The organism is Mangrovimonas aestuarii (assembly GCF_028767185.1).
In the GTDB taxonomy this organism is placed as follows: Bacteria; Bacteroidota; Bacteroidia; order Flavobacteriales; family Flavobacteriaceae; genus Mangrovimonas_B; species Mangrovimonas_B aestuarii.
The window spans coordinates 565,502-584,754 of sequence record NZ_JARACK010000001.1 but is presented as its reverse complement, the minus strand read 5'-3'; the positions used below and the strand labels follow the sequence as shown (position 1 = coordinate 584,754).

The window sequence follows — 19,253 nt, the reverse complement described above, 5'->3', positions numbered from 1 at the left end:
ACGTATCGGCCGGAGAGCACACGGTAACGGTGCGCGACAAGAACGGCTGTGGAGAGGCCAGCGTGACGGTAACGGTGATGGACTACATGAAGTTCTTTACCCCGAACGGCGACGGCTACAACGACACCTGGACGATTTCCGCAATGGACAACCAGCCGGATGCAAAGATCTACATCTTTGATCGCCATGGAAAACTGATCAAGCAGCTGAGCCTGAATGGCGACGGTTGGGACGGAACCTTCAACGGTAGCCCAATGCCGGCAAACGACTACTGGTTTACCGTAGAGTACAGTGAACCGACAACGGGTGAAAGAAAGACCTTTAGGTCGCACTTTACGCTCAAGAGATAGACCTTGTGTCTTTACATATAACAACAATGCCCGGGCAGATTGCTCGGGCATTGTTGTTATGAAGTGGTTGGATTTTATACAATAAACTCAACTAAGTCCTCTATTTTGGATATATGTTGAATTTTAATAGCTGGGTTTTTTAGGGACACTTTACAATATTTTGAGATGAAAATTGTTGAAAACCCTAATTTTTCCGCTTCCAGTATTCTTTGGTCAATGCGTTGTACAGGACGAATTTCCCCTGATAATCCCACTTCTGCTGCAAAACAAAAATCCTTAGGTAATGACTCGTCTTCATTAGAGGATAGAATTGCGGCAACTACAGCAAGGTCTATAGCAGGATCATCAACCGTAATACCTCCCGTTATATTCAAGAATACATCTTTGGCTCCTAAACGAAATCCAGCACGTTTTTCCAAAACAGCGAGAAGCATATTTAGACGTTTTGCATTAAATCCAGTCGCGCTTCTTTGGGGGGTGCCGTAAACCGCTGAGCTAACCAAAGCTTGAACTTCTATTAGTAACGGTCGTATGCCTTCCTGAGTTACAGCAATGGCATTTCCGCTAAGGGCTTCGTCTTTTTTGGAAATAAGAATATCACTAGGGTTGCTTACTTCTCTTAGGCCTGAACCTTGCATTTCGTATATGCCCAGCTCATTAGTGGAACCAAATCTGTTTTTGTTAGATCTTAAAATTCTAAAAACATAGTTTCTGTCACCTTCAAATTGTAGAACAGTATCTACCATATGTTCTAGAATTTTGGGGCCAGCAATGTGTCCATCTTTAGTTATGTGTCCAATTAATATAACAGGAGTAGATGTTTCTTTAGCAAATTTTATAAGTTCGGTGGTACATTCTTTTATTTGAGAGATGCTACCAGCTGATGACTCTACATAATCACTATGTAGGGTTTGAATGGAATCGACTACTACAATATCAGGTTCAATTGTTTCAATTTGCTTGAAGATATTTTGTGTTTTGGTTTCGGTAAGAATGTAGCAATTCTCATTATTGTTTGTAATGCGTTCAGCACGCATTTTTATTTGCTTTTGGCTTTCTTCACCTGAGACGTAAAGTGTTTTATATGGAAGTTGTAATGCTATTTGAAGTAATAGTGTACTTTTTCCAATGCCAGGTTCGCCACCTAAAAGAGTGAGAGATCCTGGAACAATGCCCCCACCAAGAACTCGGTTAAATTCCTTGTCTGAAGTGGTTAGACGTGTTTCATCTCCAGATTCAATGTCCTTTATGAGAAGCGGTTTTGCTACTCGATTTTTGGGACTTTCTGAGCTTGGAGATTTCCAGTCGTTTTTTTCTGGTTTTTGAACGACTTCTTCAACAATAGTATTCCATTCTTTACATGCGGTGCATTGTCCTTGCCATTTCGCAAATTGTGAGCCACAGGATTGGCAGAAAAATGTGGTTTTTAGTTTTGCCATGTCTGTTTTATCCTAGTTGTTTCGATTTATATAGACAAGGATACTGCTTTTTTTTCTGTGATGTTTGATCTACCTAAATAAATATTTAAATGAAATAAGAACACTTTAAAAGCCTTCAAGATCAAAAGATGCTTGGCTTTGTTGTTTGACGTTTTTAATAGGTTTAAATGGGCCAAATACGTTGTTGAAAGCCTTTGCTATTGCATTTAGTGCTAAAAGATTAATGGGGTCCTCGTTAAAATCGTCGAAAGTATAATTTATGGTTTCGCTATTGAGAGAGGAAAAGATGTTATTAGCTTCCAAAGCTCGATCTCTTTGAGAGCGTTTCTCGGTTTCTCCCGTTGCTATGTAATAATAAGTTTCTTGGTTTAATGTAGGGAGTCGTCTTTTTAAAGAATTTAAAACCTCCCCTTTAAAATCAGGATCTATATTAACGTAGGCTTGAAATACTGATTGTTTTTCGAGAATGAATGAATTCATGGTGTTAGCCATTTCGGAATGGCCAATCGCCATTTTGTAGTCTGAGACTTTGTATTTACTACTCAGATGCGGAATGAGTTCCTCTTTAATGAATTTGATAAACTGTTGACCAGAACCTACTGGGAGGCCTGTAATTCGATCAACTTTGCTGTCGTCTAGACGACTTCCCTTTTGCATTACTCCAACAATAATTGGTTTGGGTGTTGCATTTAAATAATTTAAGTAGTCTATTTGGCCAGATACAGCTTCAAACATATAGTCGCCATCAAAAACAATGATTAATGGGTGTTCGTTATTGGAAGTGGTGTTATAGTTTTCAGGAAGTTTTACTTTAATTTGTCGTGTACTGTTTAGTTTTTTCGACTGGATGTTTTCGTAGGTTGTTTGAGCTTTTATGTTGGGTTTTATGCATATAAAAACAAGCAAAGCAAAAATCATTCTCATCATAACTCTTTCAATTTTAATCGGATAAATATATCAATAAAATCCGAGTAATGATTTGTTTGTGAGAAAATTAGCTATTATTTTTTATTCTTGAATACTGTAGATTTTTTCCAACAGTATGTCTTTGTTTAAATACTGAGAGGATTTTAATAGTAATCCAGATTGGTATCTCTGGAGAGCTTTTTTTAGGTTTCCAGTGCTTTCAAAGTATAGGCCTTTATAATAGGCGCCAATCATGGATTCCGGATAAGTTTTATGGGCTATATTAGAAAGTTTCTCCAATGAATCCATGTCGTTTTTATCTTTACATGCAGCAGCTATAGCTCTAATATCATTTTCACTGATTTTTTTATCGTAGCCGTAGAAATAGTCAATTTTTTTGTATTTATCCATCAGATAATCATAAGGTGTTCCTTCGTAGGTTAGTATTTCTTCTTTGTATTCTTTTAGGTTTATAGGCCTAAATAGGCTAAAGATATCATTAAATCCTTTAGGAATGCCACGACTTACCAATGAATAATGGTCAGCTTCCTTAAAGTCGTCAAAGTAGTAATGAAACTTTTGGTTGCTTACCTTTTCGAGTTCTTTATTAAAGGGAATTATTTTGTCTCGTAGAATTTTTACATCTGCGTCGCTGGTGGCCAAATAATAAAATATTTCTTCATCTAGCCATGATAAACGTTTAAGTAGTCGTTCTTGCATTTTAGGGGCAAAATCAGGACTCAATACTATATAGGCATCAAATAGAGGTTTGTCTTTAAATAAGTAGTAATTAATAAAATTGGCGCTCAGGTCATGACCTATTATTATTCTGAACGAAGTTGTCTTGAACTTATCGTCAATATATGGAAGAAGTTCCATGCTTAAAAATTCGAAAAATGTTGCTCCGTCCTGTGAAGGCATAAAGTGCTCTTCACTAAAGGATAGATCTTTAGTTCTAGTTGCACTTTGGTTAATACCTACAACAATACAGCCAGGCATATCTTCCCAATATGATTGGAAATCGATATTACCAACGACAGGTTCAAATAAATAATCTGCATCTAAAACAATAACCAATGGGTGCTTTTCTGGAGAATCAGGATCGTAATTCCTTGGAAGTTGTATTTTTAGTTCACGTTTTTCTCCCAGTTTGTAAGAATCAAAATGTTCATAGTTGGCTTGGGAGAAGACAAATTGATTTAAAAATAACAAGAACAAGGTTTTGGTAATTATTTTCATGAAATCGACGCTGTTTTTACTATACAAGATAATGAAAAAGGGTTTGGTAATCAATTACTTGTGTTTCTTGAGGTCGATTTTATATGTAGTATGTCGTTGTAAAACAGTTTGTTGAAGCAATATCAATTTGAAAGGGAGATTAACAAGTGTGCTTTCTTGATAACCTCCCTTTTATTGTAAAATGTTTTATGACAGTTTTAACTAACTAGAATTTAGTTGTAGCCGAAATCAGCTTTTATTGATTCTGCTTTCTCAAGCATCATATCTTTTGTTAAGCCTGCTGTTTCTTGAAGGATGTAAGCTGATCTGTAAGTTTTCATCGCCTTTTTTGGGTCATTGTTTTCTTCATAAAAACGTGCTAGATAATAATTGCCTAAAAGCGTATCTGGATACTCTTTTCTGGCCAATTTGCCCAATGCTTCATAATATTCGAAAGTCCCATTTCTTTCTATTGAGGCTGCAATTGCTTTAAAATCATTTATAAGAATAGGTTTCTCTATTCCAAAAAGTTCTTTTATGGTTGTGTATTTTTCAGTAAGATAATCAACAGGAGAACTCTGAAGCTGAACAATTACGTCGTTAAATTCCTTTTTTGAAATAGGTTGGTATACAAAAAAGATGCTTTCCAGTGCGTTTGGAATAGCGTGCGTAGGCAGGGCATAATGAGTTGCGTCCTTGAATTCATCATACTCAAATAGAAGGTTCTGGTTTTCTATTGCTGCCATATTTTTTTGCAAAGCCTTAGTTCCTTCTTTTATAAAATTTACATCTTGGTCTGAAGTAGCCAGATAGTAAAAAATTTTGGTATCTATGTTTGATAGACGTTCAGGGATGTACGAAGCCATTTCAGGTGCTAATTCTGGACTCATTACAACGTAAGCATGAAAGAGTGATTGGGGCTTAAGTAAGTAGTAATTTATGAAATTTGCTGTCAGCCCATGGCCAAAGGCTACCCTAAAGTCTTGAGTTCTGTAATTCTTATCTATAAAAGGCATTAATTCCATTCCTAAAAACTCGAAAAAAGCAGCTCCTTTATCTGCAGGAAAGGCATTTTCTTTAGAGTAATAACAATCTTCAAAACGTTTTTCTGCTTGGTTTATGCCTATTACAATAGCATCTGGCATGTCTTCCCAATAAGAAAAGTAGTCTACGTTACCGGCAACTGCTTCAAAAAGGTAGTCGCCATCAAGTACTACACAAACAGGGTAAGATTTGTCCATATTGTTGTAATACCCTCTTGGTAGTTGGATTTTAATATCTCTGGTATCGTTTAGCTTTACAGATTGAAAGGTTTCGTAAATAATCTGAGCATTTGCATATACAGATATTAAAAGAAATGTAAGTATAAAAGTAGCCTTTTTCATGACATGCGATTTGAGATTTTACGCATGCAATGTACGAATTATTTGTTTCTATTATAGATGGGCAGGAAAAGAAAGGAAAGTCCGCCAAAAACTAATATCATTGCAAATTGAGAGGTCCAAACAATCCACCCAAATGCAGTGCCAACATCTTCAGTTATTCCAAACAGTGTAAATATTGTGGCGATGAAAAAAGGATAAGAACCAAAACCTCCGTTAGTAAAAGCGATAGCGAAGCTGCCTACAACAAACCCCATCAGTACCACATCGAATGTCATGAGTCGGGTTTGTGGTAATGCATAAGTGCAGAGATAGAACATCATAACATACATGGTCCAAATGAAAACGGTATGCCCTACAAAAGCCCATTTTCGTTCCATGCGAGCAATGCTCATAATGCCATCCTTTATGCCATTTAAAAAGGATTTTATTTTTTTGCTTAGGTTAGAACGAGACTTGTTTACAAACCAAAAAGCCAAAACGACTCCCATAAAGCCAATTCCGGCAAAAGTTGCTATTTTTGCTAAAGGGAAGTTGGATGCCAAGTAATCTCTTAAGGTGTTGAACTGTGTAATAAACGCCAAGGCAACGAGTGAAAGCAAGATTAATAAATCGGCAACCCGTTCTGCGATTATTGTTCCGAAAGCTCTGTCTACAGGAATGTTTTCATATTTGTTAAGCACTAAAGCACGGGATACTTCTCCAGACCTGGGAACACCTAAATTCATGAGGTAGGCCACACCTACTGCCATAATGTTGTTGGGCATTTTAGGGTAATAGCCCAATGGTTTTAGAAGATAGTTCCATCTAACGGCGCGTGAAATATGGCTTAAAAAGCCACAAAGAACCGAAATTGCCACGAATGTATAGTTGGCATTTGTAAAGTAGTATTTGATGTTCCTTAGTTGTTCAGGTGTGAATTTGTTATAAGAATACCAAATTAAAAAGACTCCCAAAAGAATTGGGAGTCCTATTTTAAGTATTTTGGAGAGTAATTTGTTCAATATTATTTTAGAAGGTTTGTGGCCTCATCAGGGAATACCAAAGCAGGTTTAAAGGTTTTGGCTTCTTCTATGTCCATAAAGGCATAACAAATAAGGATAAGAGTATCACCAACAGCTACTTTTCTAGCAGCGGCTCCGTTTAGGGTAATTTCACCTGAGTTTCTAGGGCCAGGAATCACATAAGTTTCCAAACGTTCACCATTGTCATTGTTTACAATTTGAACTTTTTCCCCTTGGATAATGTTTGCAGCCTCCATTAAATCTTCATCAATAGTAATACTACCGATGTAATTTAGGTCTGCACCTGTACATTTTACTCTATGAATCTTCGATTTTACAACTTGTATTTGCATGTGGCAAAGGTAATTAATTAAGCGCTATATTATCAATCAATCTAATATCATCTGCATATACAGCGATAAATGCACGATATGTTTTGTTGTTTTCGGTTTTTTCTGTTGGCTTTAAGGTTTCAGCGTCAGCTATGACAAAATATTCTAGTTTTAAGAATATTTGCTTACTAAACTGGTCTTCAACCCATTGCGCTAGCTCTTTAGCATGTATTGTGCCAAACTTAGACTTGGCAGCTGTTAAAGTTTTGTAAATAAATGGAGCAGCCTCGCGGTATTGCGGTTTTAAGCGTTCGTTTCTTGAACTCATGGCTAGACCATCTTTTTCTCTGTGAATGTCACAGCCATGAATATTTACTGCCAAATTGTACTTTTCTACGAGCTTTTTAATTATCATTAATTGTTGGTAATCCTTTTCTCCAAAGTAAGCGTTGTCAGGATTTACAATTTCAAAAAGCCGTTTAACGATAGTGCCAACACCGTTAAAGTGCCCATCTCTAAAGCGGCCTTCCATCTCATGTTCCAAACCGTCAAAGTGAAAATTTTCAGCTTTTGTGTTTCCTTCGTATATGTCATTTACAGAAGGAGCATACACAATGATGTCATTTGGAAGTTTCTCCAAAAGTTTGACATCTCTTTCCAAAGTACGAGGATATTTTTCCAGATCTTCCTTGTTGTTAAACTGAGTTGGGTTTACAAAAATACTCACGACTAAAGCATCGTTTTGTTGTAAAGCTACCTGCATTAAGGAGAGGTGTCCTTGGTGAAGAGCTCCCATTGTAGGCACAAAACCAATGCTTTGTCCTTTAGTTCGCAATTCACTTAATACTTTTTTTAGTTCGTTCTGACCTGTGAAAACGGATACCATTAGTAAAAAATTAACGCCTGCAAAATTATGATTTTACTGCCAATCTGCATAAAAATTTGTACTTTTGCTTGTTTTTTTATTTTAAATCGTCAAAAAGTCAGTTGTTTTATGAAAGATAAGAGGATATTATACGTATCATCTGAAGTAGTACCGTATTTACCTGAAACCGAAATCTCATCTATGTCTTTTGAGGCGCCTCGTATGGTAAACCAAAAAGGTGGGCAGATTAGAATTTTTATGCCGAGATACGGAAATATTAATGAGAGAAGGCATCAGTTGCATGAGGTTATTCGTTTGTCGGGAATAAACCTGGTGATTAACGATTTGGATATGCCACTGATTATTAAGGTAGCTTCTATTCCTAAAGAGAGAATTCAGGTTTACTTCATAGACAACGATGAATATTTTAAGCGTAAAGCCACTTTAACAGATGAAAATGGAGAGCTGTTTGCCGATAACGATGAACGTGCTATTTTCTTTGCTAAAGGAGTGGTTGAGACCGTGAAAAAACTGAATTGGGCACCAGATATTATTCATGTTCATGGTTGGTTGGCATCGTTATTGCCATTGTATTTAAAGGAATATTTTAAAGATGAGCCACTGTTTAACGAAAGTAAAATTGTTACTTCGGTTTATGATCAGGGTTTTGAGGGGACGTTAAATGAAGAAATGTACAATAAAGTATTGTTTGATAATGTTGATGAAAAAGCCATTGCGCCTTTGAAGGTTCCTTCATATAACAATATAATGAAAGTTGCAATCGATTTTTCAGATGCATTGATTGTAGGTTCTGAAACTATTCCTGTAGAATTACAAGAGCACCTGAAAGGGTGTGAAAAACCTGTTTTGGAATACAAAAATAAAGAGGAGTTTGGAGAGGCTTACGCTGAGTTTTATAATACAAAAGTTCTGAGCTAACTGTCCTAAAAACATTTTATGAGAAAAATTGCTGAAGCCCTAAAATTTATCGCTACTGCCCTATGTGTAACAGCTTTTTTGGTAAGCTGTAATGATGATTACAATACCATAGGAAGTGAAATAGTAGGAGACGCTACTACACATTTTGGAGAAGATAGTACCGTTGTAGATGTCACTGCTTATTCAAAGGCGATAGGACCTGTTCAAACCAATTTGTTGTCATCTTATCAACTAGGGGTGTATAATCATCCTTTTTATGGTCAAACGGTGGCGAGCCTGGTTTCTCAAATGACATTGTCTGCTTACAGTCCAGAATTTGGGACAGACCCAGTAGTGGATTCTGTGGTTTTGAATATCCCTTATTACAGTAAATTGTCTGACGAATCTCCAGATGAAAATGGTGTTCCTCAATATACAATCTCTGATTCTTTATATACAAAAGCGGGGACTTTAGAAAATGTTACTGGTTATAAGCTTTTGGTGTATCGCAACAATTATTTTTTAAGAGATTTTGATCCCGGTTCTGATTTTTCAGACCCTAAGAAGTACTATTCCAATGGAAACGAGACTATTAATTTTGATAGTTTTTCAGGGGAATTGCTTTACGAGTCGGACAATGATGAGCTGTTTGTGCCAAATGATGAGGCTGTAAAGATCAGAACATATGATGAGTCTACTGGTGATGTTGATGAAACATTAGAATATCTTTCTCCTGCTTTAAGAGTGAAATTAGATAAAGATGTGTTCACGCAATTGATAATCGATAAGGAAGGTGATTCGGAGTTAAGTACTGCAGAGGCTTTTGAAGATTACTTTAGAGGGATTTATATAAAAGTTGAATCCCAGGGCGGTGAAAACGAAAGTTTAGTATTGTTGGATTTGCTGAATACTAATTCAAATATCACAATATACTATCATAATCCAATTGAAAATGATGATAGTGAAGAGTCAGGAACTCTGAAGGAGACTTTTGTGATCAATTTTTCAGGAAATGCAGTAAACTTAATGGAGAACAGTTATGATTTTCAGAATGGAAATAACCAAACAGGTGATCCAAAACTGTTCTTAAGAGGTGGGGCAGGAAGTATGGCTGTAATTGATGTGTTTGACGAAGATGATGCCGACGGGAATGATGTGCCAGATGCTTTAGAAGAGCTCAGAGCTGAATTTGTTGATGAGAATGGTAAGCCCACAAAGCTGATAAATGAAGTGCAGTTGGTGGTTTATGAGGATGTAAATACTACTTCAAATGATGGTGAAGATTTTCATGATTCAGATAGGTTATATTTATACGACTTAAAGAATAATTCTGCCATATTGGATTATGCGATCGACCCTAGCGGAACTACTACTAATCCTATTAACTCTAAAGCAATTTTCTCTAGTAGAAGAGTTGAGGATGGAAATAATGCTAGATATAAAATAAGAATCACCGAGTACTTTAAAAGATTGATTATAGATGATTCTACAAATACAAAATTGGGTCTCGTAATTACAAATAATATTAATAGCATTGGAAATTATGCTATCTTAGATGCCCAAGAAAATGAGGAGGCAGACGCCTCTAACGTTCCAGGTGGGGCTGTAGTATCCCCTAAAGGAACTGTTTTGTATGGAAGTAATTACACTTCGGATGACAACAGGCGTTTGCGTGTTGTAGTGTATTATAGTGAACCTGAATAAAAAAAATGCTATTGACTTATGTGTGGAATAGTTGGATATATAGGATATAGAGAGGCTTATCCCATTGTGATGAATGGGCTTAAGCGTTTAGAGTATCGCGGATATGATAGTGCAGGTATTGCACTGTATGATGGTGCTAACCTTTGTGTGGCAAAAACGAAAGGTAAGGTAGCTGACTTAGAGAAGCGCGCTGAGAAAGAAATTTCAACCAGTGGAACCGTTGGTTTGGGTCATACGCGTTGGGCTACACATGGAGTGCCAAATGATGTGAATTCACATCCACATTATTCAAACTCTGGGGATTTGGTTATAATCCATAATGGGATTATCGAGAATTACGGAGCATTGAAAAAGGAGTTGACTGCTCGCGGTTATACATTCAAATCAGATACTGATACAGAGGTTTTGGTGAACCTTATAGAAGATGTTAAGAAGAATGAGAATGTAAAGCTAGGTAGAGCTGTTCAGATAGCATTAAACCAAGTTGTTGGTGCCTATGCTATTGCTGTGTTCGATAAGAGTAAGCCGGACGAAGTTGTTATTGCTCGCTTGGGAAGTCCTTTAGCTGTTGGTATTGGCGAGGGTGAATTCTTTATAGCAAGTGATGCATCGCCATTTATAGAGTTTACCAAAAATGCAATTTACCTTGAGGATGAAGAAATGGCTATTATCCGTTTGGGTAGAGAGATTAAAGTAAGAAACATAAAGAAAGACGGTTGGTTAAATCCATATGTTCAGGAATTGCAACTTAACCTTGAACAAATAGAAAAAGGTGGTTACGACCATTTTATGTTAAAGGAAATCTATGAGCAGCCTGAAGCGATAAAAGACACCTATAGAGGTAGGTTGTTGGCAGACGAAGGAATTATTAGAATGGCTGGAATAGATAACCATATAGATAGGTTCCTGAATGCTAACCGTATTATTGTTGTTGCTTGTGGTACTTCTTGGCATGCCGGATTGGTAGCTGAGTATATCTTTGAGGATATGGCAAGGATCCCTGTGGAAGTCGAATATGCTTCAGAGTTCAGATACCGAAATCCAATAATTACCGAGAAGGATGTTGTGATTGCTATTTCACAATCAGGGGAGACAGCAGATACTTTGGCAGCTATTAAACTTGCAAAATCAAAGGGAGCTTTTGTGTTTGGTGTATGTAATGTTGTGGGGTCCTCAATCGCAAGGGAAACAGATGCAGGGGCCTATACACATGCTGGTCCGGAAATTGGAGTAGCTTCAACAAAGGCATTTACAACTCAAATTACAGTATTAACTCTAATCGCTCTTAAGTTGGCGAAGGCTAATGGTAATATGTCTACTTCGGACTACCATATGCATTTGCAGGAACTTGAATTGATTCCGGAGAAAGTAGAACGCGCGCTTAAATCGGATAGCCACATTAAGATGGTTGCCGATATCTATAAAGATGCCAAGAACTGTTTGTATTTGGGAAGAGGGTTTAATTTTCCAGTAGCATTAGAAGGTGCTTTAAAATTAAAGGAGATATCATATATCCACGCTGAAGGGTATCCTGCTGCTGAAATGAAACACGGTCCAATCGCTCTTATCGACGAATCTATGCCGGTAATTGTTATTGCTACCAAAAATGGTCATTACGACAAGGTTGTAAGTAATATTGAGGAGATAAAATCCAGAAAAGGAAAGATTATTGGAATCGTAATGGAAGGTGATACCCATGTGACGGATTTGGCTGATCACGTTATCAGCGTTCCAGAAACTTTGGAGTCGTTGTCGCCATTGTTAACAACAATTCCATTGCAGCTATTGTCATATCATATTGCTGTAATGTTAGATAAAAATGTTGACCAGCCAAGAAACTTGGCTAAATCGGTTACGGTAGAATAATTATACCATATTATGCTATCTGAGCCCTTGTAGTTTCTACAAGGGCTTTTTTTGTTTTTATAGTGAAAGTATAAAGCGCATATTAGATGCCGTTAGTAGGTCTTGAAATACATCGTTTTAAGTGTAAATCTTTTTGTTTTTGAAAAAAAAGCTTGAAAAACCAATGGTTTTTTTAGGAATTTCGTTAAAAAACGTATATTGGCTAATATTAAACCAACTAACTAAATCTTCAAAATGAGAACAATCCTTTCTATTGTTTTGCTGTTTGTTTGTGCTTTTACGTTTGCCCAAACAACGGTTACAGGAACAGTTGTGGACGATAGTGATCTTCCCATTCCAGGGGCCAATATCATTGTGGTAGGAATGGCTAAGGGAACGGTAACCGATTTCGATGGGAACTTCACCTTAACCATTGATCAAGCGCCACCTTTTGTTATTCAGGCCAGTAGTGTAGGCTTTGATTCGGCAACACAGGAAATTACACAAAATAACCAAAACGTTAAATTTATCCTTAAGGAAGGTACTGAGCTTGATGAAATTGTAATTTCAGCTTCTCGTACCCCTGAACGTATTTTTGAATCTCCTGTAACAGTAGAGCGTTTTGGGTTGACTCAAATTAAAAATACTGCTTCAGCTGATTTTTACGATGGATTGGAGAACTTAAAAGGTGTTGACATCAATACAAACAGCCTTACGTTTAAGTCGATTAACACTCGTGGTTTTGCCACTTTTGCCAATACGCGCTTTATGCAGTTGGTTGATGGCATGGATAACTCTGCACCAGCACTAAACTTTCCATTAGGTAACCTTTTGGGAATGATCGAGACAGATGTACAGAGTGTAGAGTTGCTTCCGGGAGCGGCTTCCGCACTTTACGGGGCTAATGCTTTTAACGGGATTTTATTTATGAGAAGCAAGAGCCCATTCGATGTTCAGGGTATTAGCGGCTATATTAAACAAGGCTTAACGTCTCAAGAGGCTGCTGGAGATAATTCATATACCGATTTCGGGATTAGATTGGCAACTAAGTTCAGTGAAAAATTTGCTGCTAAAGTGAATTTTGGATATTTAAATGGTACAGATTGGTACGCTGTAAACGATGCTGATAAATTTTCAAGAGGATATACTCGTGCAGATTTAGATTACGATGGAATAAATGTGTATGGAGATGAGGTATCTACTAATATTCGTGCAGCTTCTGGTGGTCTGGGTATTGTTCCTGATGTTGAGGTAAGTAGGACAGGTTATAACGAGCGCGACTTAACAGATTATAAAGCAGAAAGTATTAAGGCCGATTGGGGGTTGTATTTCCGCCCTTGGGCTAACGATTTTGAAATCGCTTATGTAGGTAAAATTGGATCCGGGTCTACGATTTATCAAGGAGCTAACCGCTACCGCATAGATGGTTTCTTTTTACAACAGCACAAGTTAGAGGTGCGTAACGACAACTTCTTTGTGAGAGGTTATGTGACTGAAGATAAGGCGGGAGATTCATATGATATGGTGTTTACGGGGATTAATATTAACCGTAAGTGGAAAAGCGATGAGCAATGGTTTGGAGAGTATATTCAAACATTTGCAGCAGCCACTTTAAGTGGAGCTACAGAGTCAGAAGCGCATGCTGCAGCCCGAGCACAGGCAGAGAGTGGTAGGTATGAACCAGGTTCTTCAGAATTTAAACAAGCATTTAATCAGGTTACTAGTGAGCCAGATTTGACTTCTGGGTCAAAATTCCAAGATAATTCTAGAATCTATCATGCCGATGCCAATTATAACTTTGGTCATCTGTGGGATGTGGTAGAAATTCAATTAGGTGGATCTTATAGAAGATACCGTTTGAATTCTTTTGGGACTATTTATACTGATTATGATGGGCCTATTGATTATTCTGAACTAGGGTTCTATACTCAAGGACAAAAGACATTGGAGTTTAGCGAGGATCTCATGCTTAAATTAACAGGTTCTGTTCGTTACGATAAATCGGAGTTGTTCGATGGTTTCTTCTCCCCAAGGCTTTCAGCAGGTTTAACACTAAATCAGGATCATAATATCCGAGCCTCTTTCCAAACGGGATTTAGAAATCCAACCACTCAGGACCTATACATCGGTCTTGACGTTGGGCGCGCTATCCTTGTTGGAGGAGCGAATGACAACCCAGAGCGAGATGTGCGTAATTACTCGTTGAGTCCTCAAGGGGCGGCTATTGTTGGTCAGTCTAGTTTAGATGTTTCTGGTGTTGGTGCTTATGAAAATTCATTTTTTGCTAATTCAGTACAAGGATTTGCTGAGTCACAAAACCCGGCGGATTTAAGTGTCGCAAATTCAAACTATTGTGATCCAGAACAAGTTACTTCTTTTGAAGTAGGATATAGAGGTAAGTTAAAAGAAAATCTTACTTTAGATTTTAGTGCTTATTACAATAGTTATAAAGATTTCTTGGCAAACGAAAACGTAATTTCTCCATTTTATGGTGATGTAGCATTGCAGGAAACATTGCCTGATGGAACTCCATTGGCAGTAGCAGCAATTGCAAATGGGGATTATCAAGTATATCAAACCTACACGAATTCAGATGTAAAAGTAAATTCCTACGGAGCTGCATTAGAAGTTTCAACAAAAGTATTTGGTGACTATGATTTGATAGCAAACTATACTTATGCAAAATTAGATTACAACGAAAAGGCAAATACAGATTTTGAGACCAGCTTCAATACCCCAGAAAATAAAGTGAAAGTTGTTTTTGGAAACAATAACCTGTTTACCAACTTTGGGTTTAATGTGGCATGGAGATGGAGTGACGCTTACTATTGGGAAGCTTCCTTTGCAGACGGAAATATTCCTTCATACCATACATTAGATGCCCAAATTAATTACAAGTTCCCAAAGTTAAAATCTACGTTTAAATTGGGAGGGACTAATCTGATTGGTAATGAATATTATACAGCGATAGGAACAGGTTATATAGGGTCTCAGTACTATCTGTCATGGACAATCAATAACTTATAATAGCTGCAACTAAAAACTGAATTCAATATGAAAACAAAATATATATGGATGGCGTTTCTAGCTTTAGGTTTAACGGCCTGTGATAGCGATGACGATTCAACATCTTCAGGTAACAATTTACCAGAGCTTACGGCTGGAGAAGCTGACTTTTCTAATTACGTGTCTTTGGGGAATTCTTTAACAGCAGGATTTACTGATGGAGGGCTTTTTATAGCGTCTCAACAGAACTCTTTGCCAAATATTTTATCACAGCAGTTTGCATTAGCTGGCGGTGGAAATTTTGTTCAGCCACTTATGAACGATAATTATGGAGGGCTTGCAGTGGCAGGTACTAGAATTCAAGATCCAAGATTGGTTTTTGATGGTTCTGGACCAACTTCTTTAGAGTCCGTTATAGGTCCTGTTACAGTTTCAACAGATATAGCCTTAAACAACCCTTCGGGGCCTTTTAATAATCTTGGTGTACCAGGAGCAAAGAGTTATCACTTGCTTGCAAATGGCTATGGGAATATTGCAAATCTTCAAGCAGGCCTTGCGAATCCATACTTTGTTAGGATGACAGGAAGTACACCAGATGCTTCGGTATTGGAATTGGCAATGGTTCAAAATCCTACCTTTTTTACACTTTGGCCAGGGGAAAATGATGTCCTAGGGTATGCGCTTTCTGGTGGAGAGAGTAATCCAGATTCAAGTAATTACGATCCAATAACAGATCAGGCTCTTTTTGATACTGCAGTGACTACATTGGTAACAGCATTGGCTTCGACTGGAGCTAAAGGAGTAGTTGCTAATATTCCAGATGTAACTACCATAGCAAACTTAAATACAGTTCCTCACAATCCATTAGATCCTTCTAACCCACAGTTTGGTCCTCAAATTCCAACTTTGAATATGATTTTTGGAGCGCTAAACCAAGTTTATGTTGCATTAGGAGCTCCAGAGCGAACAGTTATTTTTTCTGCTGATGAGGCTAGTGCAGTAGTTATTATAGATGAAAGCCTGACTGATATAGCAGCTCAAATAACAGGAGCTTTAAATGCGAGTCCAACGTTTCCTGCCTTCATAGAACAATTTGGGTTGCCAGCAGAGGCTGCCCCGGCGGTTGCTAACCTGTTAGGGGTAACATATGGGCAAACACGTCAGGCTACAGAAGAGGATTTGTTGGTTTTAACTAGCAGTCAAATTATAGGCACGGTTAATACTGATTATGTAGGCTTTTTAATGTCTCAAGGTTTACCTCAGGATTTGGCCGGTCAGTTTTCTGTAGAAGGAATTACTTTACCGTTAGCAGATAAATGGGTGCTAATACCTTCTGAACAAGACGAAATAGCATCTGCAACATCTATGTTTAATTCAACATTAGAAACTGCGGCAGCTCAAGCTGGTTTGGCTTACGTTGATACACATGCTTTATTGAATCAGTTGGCTAATGGAGGAATACCTGCTAATAATTTTATCTTGACATCGGATTTAGTTACAGGAGGTGCATTTTCAGTAGATGGTGTACACCCTACAGCAAGAGGGTATGCGCTAATTGCAAACGAGTTTATGAGAGCTATTGATTTGACTTATGGTTCCAACTTTGAAGAATCTGGTAACTTGGTTGATGTAGGAGATTATCCAACAAACTATTCGCCATTGTTACAATAACTTACAATTAATATCATTGATAAAAACACCTTCAGATTGGAGGTGTTTTTTTATATCCAAAAAAGCTTTGAAAAAGCTGTTTTATTTTAAATTAAAACATATATCTTTGCAGCGCGAAAACCAAAAGTGTTTTCTTTCAATTAAATAGCATAATATTAAACATATTAAGTAATGTCAAAAGTTACAGGTAAAGTTGCACAAGTAGTTGGTCCAGTTATCGATGTAGAATTCGGTGCGGGTGTAGAGCTACCAAAAATTTACGATTCATTAGAAATTACAAGACCTGATGGCTCTACTTTAGTATTGGAGGTTCAATCACATATTGGTGAGGATACTGTTCGTACTATTGCGATGGATTCATCAGATGGTTTAAGTAGAGGAACAGAAGTTGTTGCTACTGGTGCTCCTATTCAAATGCCGATTGGTGATGATGTATATGGACGTTTATTCAATGTAATTGGAGATGCTATTGACGGTTTAGGTGATTTACCTAAAACAAATGAAAATGGACTTCCTATTCACAGAGAAGCTCCTAAATTCGAAGATTTATCAACTTCTACAGAAGTATTATTTACAGGTATTAAAGTAATCGACCTTATTGAGCCTTATGCAAAAGGAGGTAAGATTGGATTATTTGGTGGTGCCGGGGTAGGTAAAACGGTATTGATTCAGGAGTTGATTAACAATATTGCAAAAGGTCACGGTGGACTTTCGGTATTCGCCGGTGTAGGTGAACGTACTCGTGAAGGAAACGACCTTTTGAGAGAGATGCTTGAGTCTGGTATTATTAAGTACGGAGATGACTTTATGCACTCAATGGAAGAAGGTGGATGGGATCTTCAAAAAGTAGATAAAGCTGCTATGAAAGATTCTAAAGCTACTTTCGTTTTCGGACAGATGAACGAGCCACCAGGAGCGCGTGCACGTGTTGCCCTTTCAGGATTGACTATTGCTGAGTACTTCCGTGATGGAGCTGGAGACGGTCAAGGAAAAGACGTACTTTTCTTCGTAGATAACATCTTCCGTTTTACACAGGCTGGTTCTGAGGTGTCTGCACTTCTTGGACGTATGCCATCTGCGGTAGGTTACCAACCAACATTGGCAACAGAAATGGGTGCGATGCAGGAGCGTATTACTTCTACCAAAAAAGGATCTATTACATCTGTACAAGCGGTTTACGTGCCTGCAGATGACTTGACAGATCCTGCACCAGCGACAACTTTCGCTCACTTGGATGCAACAACGGTATTGTCTCGTAAAATTGCCGAGCTTGGTATTTACCCAGCAGTAGACCCATTAGATTCTACATCTCGTATTTTAACTGCAGATATCTTAGGTAACGAGCATTATGCTTGTGCGCAAAGAGTAAAAGAGTTATTACAACGTTATAAAGAACTTCAGGATATTATTGCCATCTTAGGTATGGAAGAATTGAGTGAAGAGGATAAATTGGCTGTATCTCGTGCAAGACGTGTACAACGTTTCCTTTCTCAACCATTCCACGTAGCTGAGCAGTTTACAGGTATTCCTGGGGTGTTGGTAGATATTAAAGATACCATCAAAGGATTTAACATGATTATGGACGGTGAATTAGATCACCTACCAGAAGCTGCCTTCAACCTTAAAGGAACTATCGAAGAAGCTATCGAGGCAGGAGAGAAAATGTTAGCCGAAGCGTAATCGATTAATAATTGTCAATTGTCAATTGTTAATTTTTAACTGAAAACACTATGCAATTAGAAATAGTATCACCAGAAGCAACTTTGTTCAGCGGGGCAGTAACCTCAATAGCTGTACCTGGCGTTAATGGTGAGTTCGAAATGTTGAATAACCACGCGCCTATAGTGTCTATCCTAAAAGCAGGATACATTAAGATTCATGGTAACGTTCAATTGGATGAAGCTGTTCAGGATAAGTTTAGAAAAGAAGGTAATGTAACCCTTTTGGCCATAAGTTCTGGGACGCTTGAGATGAAGGACAATAAAGTTATTATTTTGGCTGACTAAGTCAAGTTTTGTTCATAATAAAAAACGCGAAGTAGCAATACTTCGCGTTTTTTTGTTTGTCTTATTTTGTAATTTACTGTACACGATATTTGTTTTTCTATGACTAATAAAATTATACTTAGAAGGGCTACTCTTAATGATATGAACGAACTTCACGAGCTATTTGTTGATACTATAAAACAAACATGCAAGTCAGACTATGGTTCTGAGCAAATTAGGGTTTGGACAGCTTCAGTTAAGAATACCTCAAGATGGACTCAGGCTATTTCTGAGCAGTATTTTATTGTCGCTGAAATCAATGGTGTTATCGCTGGTTTTGGTTCTTTAAAAGACGGGAATTATATCGATTTTATGTATGTGCATAAAGATTATCAAGGTAAAGGTGTAGCCAATTGTATTTATAGTGACTTAGAATCGGAAAGTAAACGTTTTAAGACCAAAACATTAACTTCAGATGTTAGTAAAACAGCTCAACCATTTTTTGAGAAAAAAGGATTTGAAGTAGTCCTTGAGAATATCAATATTAGGGATGGTGTGGAAATTAATAATTATCTCATGAGGAAGTATATTACATTTTAAGTAAAATCATCAAAAGATTTCTTTGCAT

General features: G+C 37.5%; 16 protein-coding genes. 9 read left to right on the top strand and 7 right to left on the bottom strand.

The window, feature by feature from the left end:
* A partial coding sequence (locus PWU04_RS02680) for a T9SS type B sorting domain-containing protein (RefSeq protein ID WP_274474255.1) occupies positions 1-350 on the top strand: 350 nt, incomplete at its 5' end.
* A gap of 74 nt (positions 351-424) precedes the next feature.
* Here PWU04_RS02680 and radA read toward each other — a convergent pair.
* The 7 genes from radA to panC form a co-directional block, all read right to left on the bottom strand.
* The gene (gene radA / locus PWU04_RS02675) at positions 425-1,789 is read right to left on the bottom strand and encodes a DNA repair protein RadA (protein WP_274474254.1); all 1,365 of its coding nucleotides are present in this window, start codon (positions 1,787-1,789) and stop codon (positions 425-427) included.
* A gap of 105 nt (positions 1,790-1,894) precedes the next feature.
* Positions 1,895-2,716, bottom strand: coding sequence for an alpha/beta hydrolase (locus tag PWU04_RS02670; RefSeq protein ID WP_274474253.1), 822 nt, complete (start codon positions 2,714-2,716; stop codon positions 1,895-1,897).
* 81 nt (positions 2,717-2,797) lie between these two features.
* Complete coding sequence (locus PWU04_RS02665) at positions 2,798-3,934, bottom strand: alpha/beta hydrolase (RefSeq protein WP_274474252.1); 1,137 nt, start codon at positions 3,932-3,934, stop codon at positions 2,798-2,800.
* A gap of 212 nt (positions 3,935-4,146) precedes the next feature.
* Positions 4,147-5,298 (bottom strand): alpha/beta hydrolase, encoded by a 1,152-nt coding sequence (locus tag PWU04_RS02660; protein WP_274474251.1) that lies wholly within the window; start codon positions 5,296-5,298, stop codon positions 4,147-4,149.
* 38 nt (positions 5,299-5,336) lie between these two features.
* A complete protein-coding gene (locus tag PWU04_RS02655) occupies positions 5,337-6,299 on the bottom strand; it encodes a lysylphosphatidylglycerol synthase transmembrane domain-containing protein (RefSeq protein WP_274474250.1) in 963 nt (320 codons plus the stop codon).
* Between the two features lie 2 nt (positions 6,300-6,301).
* Positions 6,302-6,652, bottom strand: coding sequence for an aspartate 1-decarboxylase (gene panD / locus PWU04_RS02650; protein WP_274474249.1), 351 nt, complete (start codon positions 6,650-6,652; stop codon positions 6,302-6,304).
* A 13-nt stretch (positions 6,653-6,665) separates the two neighbouring features.
* Positions 6,666-7,517, bottom strand: a complete 852-nt coding sequence (gene panC, locus PWU04_RS02645; RefSeq protein ID WP_274474248.1) for a pantoate--beta-alanine ligase — start codon at positions 7,515-7,517, stop codon at positions 6,666-6,668.
* A gap of 108 nt (positions 7,518-7,625) precedes the next feature.
* Between panC and PWU04_RS02640 the strand changes: the two genes are divergently transcribed.
* From PWU04_RS02640 to PWU04_RS02605, 8 genes are all read left to right on the top strand, one after another.
* Positions 7,626-8,435 carry a glycogen/starch synthase gene (locus tag PWU04_RS02640; RefSeq protein ID WP_274474247.1) on the top strand — a complete coding sequence of 270 codons (810 nt, stop codon included), beginning with the start codon at positions 7,626-7,628 and terminating at the stop codon, positions 8,433-8,435.
* Between the two features lie 18 nt (positions 8,436-8,453).
* Positions 8,454-10,118 (top strand): DUF4270 domain-containing protein, encoded by a 1,665-nt coding sequence (locus PWU04_RS02635; protein WP_274474246.1) that lies wholly within the window; start codon positions 8,454-8,456, stop codon positions 10,116-10,118.
* Positions 10,119-10,136: 18 nt separating this feature from the next.
* Positions 10,137-11,984: a glutamine--fructose-6-phosphate transaminase (isomerizing) gene (glmS, locus tag PWU04_RS02630; protein ID WP_274474245.1), complete on the top strand. Its 1,848-nt coding sequence runs from the start codon at positions 10,137-10,139 to the stop codon at positions 11,982-11,984.
* A gap of 234 nt (positions 11,985-12,218) precedes the next feature.
* Entirely contained in the window at positions 12,219-14,990 is a 2,772-nt protein-coding gene (locus PWU04_RS02625; RefSeq protein WP_274474244.1) for a TonB-dependent receptor, read from the top strand.
* A gap of 27 nt (positions 14,991-15,017) precedes the next feature.
* A complete protein-coding gene (locus PWU04_RS02620) occupies positions 15,018-16,640 on the top strand; it encodes an SGNH/GDSL hydrolase family protein (RefSeq protein ID WP_274474243.1) in 1,623 nt (540 codons plus the stop codon).
* A gap of 171 nt (positions 16,641-16,811) precedes the next feature.
* Positions 16,812-18,320, top strand: coding sequence for a F0F1 ATP synthase subunit beta (gene atpD / locus PWU04_RS02615; RefSeq protein WP_274474242.1), 1,509 nt, complete (start codon positions 16,812-16,814; stop codon positions 18,318-18,320).
* 50 nt (positions 18,321-18,370) lie between these two features.
* Positions 18,371-18,646, top strand: a complete 276-nt coding sequence (locus tag PWU04_RS02610) for a FoF1 ATP synthase subunit delta/epsilon (protein ID WP_274474241.1) — start codon at positions 18,371-18,373, stop codon at positions 18,644-18,646.
* Between the two features lie 99 nt (positions 18,647-18,745).
* Positions 18,746-19,225 (top strand): GNAT family N-acetyltransferase, encoded by a 480-nt coding sequence (locus tag PWU04_RS02605; RefSeq protein ID WP_274474240.1) that lies wholly within the window; start codon positions 18,746-18,748, stop codon positions 19,223-19,225.
* Positions 19,226-19,253 lie beyond the last annotated feature (28 nt).

What these genes read in the sequence shown, in the direction of transcription:
- PWU04_RS02620 (WP_274474243.1), top strand. Translation starts at nt 15,018, where the DNA reads ATGAAAACAAAATATATATGGATGGCGTTTCTAGCTTTAGGTTTAACG.
- atpD (WP_274474242.1), top strand. Translation starts at nt 16,812, where the DNA reads ATGTCAAAAGTTACAGGTAAAGTTGCACAAGTAGTTGGTCCAGTTATC.
- PWU04_RS02610 (WP_274474241.1), top strand. Translation starts at nt 18,371, where the DNA reads ATGCAATTAGAAATAGTATCACCAGAAGCAACTTTGTTCAGCGGGGCA.
- panD (WP_274474249.1), bottom strand. Translation starts at nt 6,652, where the DNA reads ATGCAAATACAAGTTGTAAAATCGAAGATTCATAGAGTAAAATGTACA.
- PWU04_RS02605 (WP_274474240.1), top strand. Translation starts at nt 18,746, where the DNA reads ATGACTAATAAAATTATACTTAGAAGGGCTACTCTTAATGATATGAAC.
- PWU04_RS02640 (WP_274474247.1), top strand. Translation starts at nt 7,626, where the DNA reads ATGAAAGATAAGAGGATATTATACGTATCATCTGAAGTAGTACCGTAT.
- radA (WP_274474254.1), bottom strand. Translation starts at nt 1,789, where the DNA reads ATGGCAAAACTAAAAACCACATTTTTCTGCCAATCCTGTGGCTCACAA.
- PWU04_RS02665 (WP_274474252.1), bottom strand. Translation starts at nt 3,934, where the DNA reads ATGAAAATAATTACCAAAACCTTGTTCTTGTTATTTTTAAATCAATTT.
- PWU04_RS02670 (WP_274474253.1), bottom strand. Translation starts at nt 2,716, where the DNA reads ATGATGAGAATGATTTTTGCTTTGCTTGTTTTTATATGCATAAAACCC.
- PWU04_RS02625 (WP_274474244.1), top strand. Translation starts at nt 12,219, where the DNA reads ATGAGAACAATCCTTTCTATTGTTTTGCTGTTTGTTTGTGCTTTTACG.
- glmS (WP_274474245.1), top strand. Translation starts at nt 10,137, where the DNA reads ATGTGTGGAATAGTTGGATATATAGGATATAGAGAGGCTTATCCCATT.
- PWU04_RS02635 (WP_274474246.1), top strand. Translation starts at nt 8,454, where the DNA reads ATGAGAAAAATTGCTGAAGCCCTAAAATTTATCGCTACTGCCCTATGT.
- PWU04_RS02660 (WP_274474251.1), bottom strand. Translation starts at nt 5,298, where the DNA reads ATGAAAAAGGCTACTTTTATACTTACATTTCTTTTAATATCTGTATAT.
- panC (WP_274474248.1), bottom strand. Translation starts at nt 7,517, where the DNA reads ATGGTATCCGTTTTCACAGGTCAGAACGAACTAAAAAAAGTATTAAGT.